The sequence below is a fragment of the Ascidiimonas meishanensis genome, assembly GCF_037782385.1.
Taxonomy (GTDB): Bacteria; Bacteroidota; Bacteroidia; order Flavobacteriales; family Flavobacteriaceae; genus Ascidiimonas; species Ascidiimonas meishanensis.
In genome coordinates this window covers 352998-358997 of the sequence record NZ_JBBEXD010000006.1, presented here as the reverse complement: position 1 = coordinate 358997, position 6000 = coordinate 352998, and the positions used below count along the sequence as shown (strand labels likewise).

Genomic DNA, 6000 nt, shown 5'->3' with positions numbered 1-6000 from the left:
TCACCAATTTTTAATGTACCTGTGTAACTATATTTTAAAAACTTTGTACGGCTACTTCTCTCGCTCTTATAAGCTCTTATGGGAGTAGTATCTACAACAGAAATACTTGTGCAACTTCCTAATCTCCTCTTTTAACCATCACCACCACAGTAATTTCAACGATGTAAGCCTAAAGAAGAATTCAGGGGCGTAATTTGTGTTTAGAATTCATAAGCAGCATATATTTAGTTAATTGAAATTTAGCATTTTAATTTTCTGCATTTTTTATGATATAGAATCCAATTTCCTACCTCGAATTCTGGTTAATAAGGAAACTGCTTCTTTGTCTGAAACAGCAGTAAAGTCTTGATAAAACGCTCCTACTGCTCTAAATTGACTGGGGGCATACAAACATACTACCTCAGTTACATTGTCAATATCATTTATTTTCTTTAGAACAGATGCGGGCGCCACTGGAATTGCAACTACTATCTTAGCTGGTTTTTTATTGGCTACAAGCTCAATAGTGATTACTAAGGTATTCCCGGTAGCAATTCCATCATCTACAATTATGGCAGTTTTATTTTCCAACTCAAGAGGATCACAATTTTTATAATATTGATCATAGCGTCTACCTAGTGATTCTCTTATCCGCAGTGTTTCTTCTTTTAGATACCTTTCTGAAACATCTATAGTATCACTTATGGTTTTATGATGCATGCTTACCGCCCCAATTGCATATTCCTTGTTATGAGGATGTCCTATTTTCTTTGTAAGTACCACATCTAAGGGCTTATTTAATTTTTCTGATATTACAGCGCCTATGGGAAGACCTCCTCTGGGAATAGCCAATATAATAGCATCTTCGCTTTTATACTTTTGTAAGGCGACAGCCAATTGTTCTCCTGCATCTTTCCGATCAAAAAACATCTTTTTCATTTTATAACCATTTGTTAAACCAAGCTGCAGACAATTCAGAAACCTCGGCGAGTTTCCCTGTCTCTTGAAAAAGATGGGATGCACCAGGTACAACTACCAGTTTATGCCTACTCGTCAATTCGTTAGAAACCTGGCGGTTTAATTCAATAACTGCCTTATCCAATTCTCCAACAATTAGCAACACAGGAGATTTTACCTTAGTAAGATCTTGAGAAGCAAGATCTACCCTTCCTCCTCTTGAAACTACCGCTAAAATTTGATCCCCAAAAAAGGAGGCTGCACATAAGGCAGAAGCCGCACCCGTACTGGAACCAAAATAACCAATTTTTAAACCTTTTGTTTCCTCATACTCCTGTATCCATTGTGTTACTTTTATTAATCTTTCCGTTAAAAGATTAATATCAAAACGGTTTTCGTAGTTGAGATCTTCTTTTGAAGTGAGAAGGTCAAATAGCAATGTGCCCAAACCAGCTTTTTGAAGAATTCCGGCTACATAGTTATTTCTTGGGCTTAATCTACTGCTGCCACTTCCATGTGCAAAAAGTACAATTGCTTTTGCTTGCAGTGGAATATTTAATTCTCCAGGTAAAATAACACCCGCTATTTCCATTTCTATCTTTCTATGAATGTCATTAATTGTCATATCTTTTTTTTTGATTTTCTATTTGTTTTTAAGCCAGACACTGTAAATGAATTTTACTATTAGCAGCCTTCGTTATAAACACAAGGTATTAGCTATATTTAGGAAATAAACCTCCAAATAAATCATTCTGGTTAAAGAAAATAACGCAAACCAGAAACATACGATTTGTTTACACATGCTACTTTTGGAGTAAGCAAGTTAAGTGATGATTAACTAAAATGAAATGACAAACATCAGTTAAACATTCTTTTTATAATGGAATATGGTTTATGATTTTAGTCATAGGAATGATGCTGATTTTCATATTATTTTGAGTAAAATCTAAGTTTCCGTGATAACCCGAATTCAATTTTATTTTCTTTTTTCTTTACTTGTATGCCTCTATGGATGTAATGAAGGTAATGACAAGATTCTTCCTGAAAAATCAGAGATCATAGAGTCTGTTTATGCTTCCGTTATTATACAACCTGATAGCCTTTACGAGGTTTATGCTGCTGTTGGTGGAATTTTGGAACAGAATCTGGTAGCAGAAGGTGATTTGATTGTAAAAAACAAAGCACTCATGCAGATTCTTAATACTACCCCAAAACTGAATATGGAAAATGCCAGATTAACCTATGAGCTTTCCAAAGAGCGTTATGATGGTAGCACTGCAATTCTTGCGGAAATTGAAGATGAAATTAGTGCAGCCACTTTAAAATATAAAAATGATTCTATCAATTATTTTCGACAGAAGAATTTATGGGAACAGAGAATTGGCTCGCAGGTAACTTTTGATACCAAAAAGCTTGCTTATGAGCTTTCTGAAAATTCACTAGAATTACTAAAAAGTAAATATGATAGAACGCAGCAAGAATTGGAAACGCAACTCAAACAGGCTTCCAATAATTATAAAACTGCCACAATTGCAAGCAAAGATTTTACGGTCACCAGTAAGATTAGCGGAAAAGTATACTCGGTATATAAAAACCCAGGAGAAATTGTAAGCACAAGAGAACCCTTGGCACTTATTGGATCGGCTAATGATTTTGTGATTGAAATGTTGGTAGACGAGGTAGACATCGTTAAAATTCGCGTAGGACAGGCAACGCTAATTAGCCTTGATGCGTATAACTCAAAAGTATTTGAAGCAAAAGTATCTAAAATATATCCTAGAAAAGATGAACGTACGCAAACCTTTAAAATTGAAGCTGAATTTATAACCAAACCAGCTATTTTATATCCAGGACTTGCAGGTGAAGGTAATGTAATCATAGCAAAGAGACCGGAAACACTTAGCATTCCAAAAGATTATTTAATTGAAGAAGACAGGGTATTAACTCAGCATGGAATCAAAAAAGTAGTTACCGGATTGCAAACGCTGGATAGAATAGAAATTCTTGAAGGAATTGACGAAAACACCTATATTTTGAAACCGGAAAAATGATTAATTGGAAAGTTATATTAGCCATTGCAAAAACACATTTAATTACCAAAATGAAGTCTACAGTAACCGCTTCATTGGGAGTTATGTTTGGTATTGGTGCTTATATTACTCTGGTGAGTTTTATGACTGGTTTAAATCAAATGCTTGACGATTTGATTCTTAATCAAACCCCACATATTCATCTCTATAATGAGATTGAACCTTCTAAGAAGCAGCCAACGGATCTATTTTCTGATTTTAAAGAACATATGGTGGTAGTACACTCTGTAAAACCAAAACAGCAACAGAAAAAAATACACAATGCACTTCCTATTCTAAAACACCTAAAAGAAGACTCCAATGTCTTGGGTGCTATACCCCAATTAAGAGCACAAATATTTTACCTTTCTGGTTCTATAGATTTAGGCGGAAATTTGGTAGGAGTTGATATAATGGAGGAAGCCCGCTTGTTTAATATGAGAGATTACATAGTTCAAGGAACACCAGAGGTATTAAGAAACACAGAAAATGGAATTCTATTAGGAGCCGGACTTGCCAAAAAAATGTCTTTATCTGTTGGAGATAGAGTCCAGATAAGTACGGTTAAAGGGGATATTTTTCCATTAAAAATTATAGGTATTTACCAAAGTGGAATTGCAGATATTGACAATGTTCAAAGTTTTGCTAACCTCAAGACCGTACAACGCATTTTAGGAGAGGCAGAAAACTATATTACAGATATAAACGTCAAACTATTCAATATAAATCAATCCGTCTCTATAGCAAACCGTCTGGAAAAGCAGTTTAAAATAAAAGCAACAGATATTAATGAAGCGAATGCCCAATTTGAAACTGGAAGTACCATACGAAACCTCATCACCTACTCTGTGAGTGTTACGTTGCTAATAGTAGCAGGGTTTGGTATTTATAACATCTTAAATATGCTTATTTATGAAAAAATGAAAGACATTGCTATTTTAAAGGCTACTGGGTTTTCTGGTATTGATGTCCAACTTATTTTTATGAGTCAAGCGGTAATTATAGGTGCCATTGGAGGACTTTTTGGACTGCTTGTAGGTTATGGTCTATCTAGATTAATAGACACTATTCCCTTTGAAACCGAGGCTTTACCAACCATCTCCACTTATCCTATTAATTACAACCCCATGTATTATGTTATTGGCATTTCATTTGCCTTATTGTCTACCTTTATTGCGGGTTATTTACCTTCTAATAAAGCTCGAAAAATTGACCCTGTCCAAATAATAAGAGGTACTTAAAAGCATGCTATGAGCCTTGTTCTGAAAACTAATAATATCAATAAGAAATTCAAAAAACCTGTTTTATTTCATGTTTTAAAAGATATCAGCTTTGGTGTTCATAAAGGAGAATTTGCCTCTATCATGGGAAAATCAGGCTCCGGAAAATCTACATTACTTTATATTTTGTCTACAATGGATACTGATTATGAAGGTCAATTATTTCTAAATGATCAATTGGTAACTGGAAAGCATCCAACAGAGTTGTCTATGATAAGAAATCAGCATATTGGTTTTGTTTTTCAATTTCATTATCTACTATCTGAGTTTAGTGTTCTGGAAAATGTAATGCTTCCAGCCAAAAAATTAGGTAAAAAAACACATCATGAAATTGAACATGACGCAATGACTAAACTAAATATGCTTCATATTGGTCATTTAGCGAACAAAAGGGCGAATCGTATTTCAGGAGGTGAAAAACAACGAGTTGCCATAGCAAGAGCACTTATTAATAATCCCGCAATTTTAATGGGTGATGAACCTACTGGAAACTTAGATAGTTATAATTCTGAAAATGTATTCCAGATTTTTAAACAACTAAAAGAAGAACAAGGACTCTCACTATTGGTAGTTACACATGATATTGATTTTGCAAATAGAACAGATAGAATTATTGAAATGGAAGACGGCCGAATTATTAGTCAATAACTGGCTTATCAAAAAATATAATATTTATTCATCCATTCTAAAACTAATAAGAGGTATGGACAGATCTGTTTGCATTTTTTTAACCAAATCCTGATGAAACAAGCTTCTCAAAAGATTGCGTTCTTTGCGTTCTAACATAGCCAATATATCTGATTTTGAATCTAATACATATTTATTTATAGCTCCAAAAATATCTTCGGAAGTAATAACTTCATACTCAATTCGTTTATAATTTAAATACTCTTGAACCAATTCTTTAAACCATAGTAGTTGTTCTTCACTTTCGTACTCATCTTTAGTAGAAATATGTAATACTTTTATAGTTGCTAAAAAAGGTCTTGCAATACCAGCCAGCGTCTTTAGTGCCATTATATCTTTTGATTCTAAAGCACTCGCATAAACAATGGTATGTATTTTTAACTCTTTAGTTTCATGAGGAACTATCATTAAGGGCACAGCTACCTTAGTAACTAATGATCTTGCTATGTTACCCGCAAATAATGCTTTTTTCTTGTATTTACCCTGAGTTCCCACTAAGATTAAATCGGCAAAAACACTTCTTGCTACAGAAAGAATACCATTAATCACAGAGGTGTCTTCTACAGCCTCCACTTGTAATTCATTATTATTTTTGGATGCCTTAGTGTCTAAATGCTGATAGCAATACGCTCTTAACGCATGCCTTTTTTCATCTGAAACTTTAAGGTCTATCTTAAGATCGTCAAGATAACCCGGAATACTTACAGGGGGTAAATCATAGACGTGTACTACAATCAATTTAACATTTAATTGTTTACTAAGTTCGTAAGCATATTTAAGTAAAGAAACAGATTCGGTTCTTAAATCGGTGGCATAGAGTAGTGTTTTCATTTGAAAAAGATTTTTTACCAAGAATCAAATTAGAACTAATAAAATGAAGAAAAAATGATCCTTGTCATCTTCCTTCAAATAAAAAATAAATTTTGTTAAGACTTATGCCAATCTATTAAGCGTTGAAAAACTATAAAAATCACTAACTATTTCTCCATTCATGTGTGATAACTATCATGGTTTTAAAGAGCTTCAGT

6 protein-coding genes are annotated in these 6000 nt (G+C 33.7%); 3 read left to right on the top strand and 3 right to left on the bottom strand.

Features of this window, described 5'->3' with window-relative positions; translation table 11 throughout:
* Positions 1 to 264 precede the first annotated feature (264 nt).
* Positions 265 to 918, bottom strand: a complete 654-nt coding sequence (locus tag WBG07_RS13560; protein ID WP_340202053.1) for a phosphoribosyltransferase — start codon at positions 916 to 918, stop codon at positions 265 to 267.
* A gap of 1 nt (position 919) precedes the next feature.
* Positions 920 to 1561, bottom strand: a complete 642-nt coding sequence (locus WBG07_RS13555; RefSeq protein ID WP_340202052.1) for a dienelactone hydrolase family protein — start codon at positions 1559 to 1561, stop codon at positions 920 to 922.
* A 331-nt stretch (positions 1562 to 1892) separates the two neighbouring features.
* Here WBG07_RS13555 and WBG07_RS13550 point away from each other — a divergent pair, with 331 nt between their 5' ends.
* Genes WBG07_RS13550 through WBG07_RS13540 form a run of 3 tightly spaced genes read left to right on the top strand, consistent with a single transcriptional unit; the run spans position 1893 to position 4933 of the window.
* Entirely contained in the window at positions 1893 to 2987 is a 1095-nt protein-coding gene (locus WBG07_RS13550; protein ID WP_340202051.1) for an efflux RND transporter periplasmic adaptor subunit, read from the top strand.
* Positions 2984 to 4246, top strand: a complete 1263-nt coding sequence (locus WBG07_RS13545; RefSeq protein WP_340202050.1) for an ABC transporter permease — start codon at positions 2984 to 2986, stop codon at positions 4244 to 4246. Before WBG07_RS13550 ends, WBG07_RS13545 begins: the two co-directional genes overlap by 4 nt.
* A 9-nt stretch (positions 4247 to 4255) precedes the next feature.
* Entirely contained in the window at positions 4256 to 4933 is a 678-nt protein-coding gene (locus WBG07_RS13540; RefSeq protein ID WP_340202048.1) for an ABC transporter ATP-binding protein, read from the top strand.
* A gap of 24 nt (positions 4934 to 4957) precedes the next feature.
* On the opposite strand, the gene WBG07_RS13535 is transcribed toward WBG07_RS13540, so the two are convergent.
* Positions 4958 to 5803 (bottom strand): universal stress protein, encoded by an 846-nt coding sequence (locus WBG07_RS13535; protein WP_340202047.1) that lies wholly within the window; start codon positions 5801 to 5803, stop codon positions 4958 to 4960.
* Between the last annotated feature and the right edge of the window lie 197 nt (positions 5804 to 6000).

Coding starts and splice junctions, on each gene's coding strand:
- WBG07_RS13560 (WP_340202053.1), bottom strand. CDS start 918: ATGAAAAAGATGTTTTTTGATCGGAAAGATGCAGGAGAACAATTGGCT.
- WBG07_RS13555 (WP_340202052.1), bottom strand. CDS start 1,561: ATGACAATTAATGACATTCATAGAAAGATAGAAATGGAAATAGCGGGT.
- WBG07_RS13545 (WP_340202050.1), top strand. CDS start 2,984: ATGATTAATTGGAAAGTTATATTAGCCATTGCAAAAACACATTTAATT.
- WBG07_RS13540 (WP_340202048.1), top strand. CDS start 4,256: ATGAGCCTTGTTCTGAAAACTAATAATATCAATAAGAAATTCAAAAAA.
- WBG07_RS13535 (WP_340202047.1), bottom strand. CDS start 5,803: ATGAAAACACTACTCTATGCCACCGATTTAAGAACCGAATCTGTTTCT.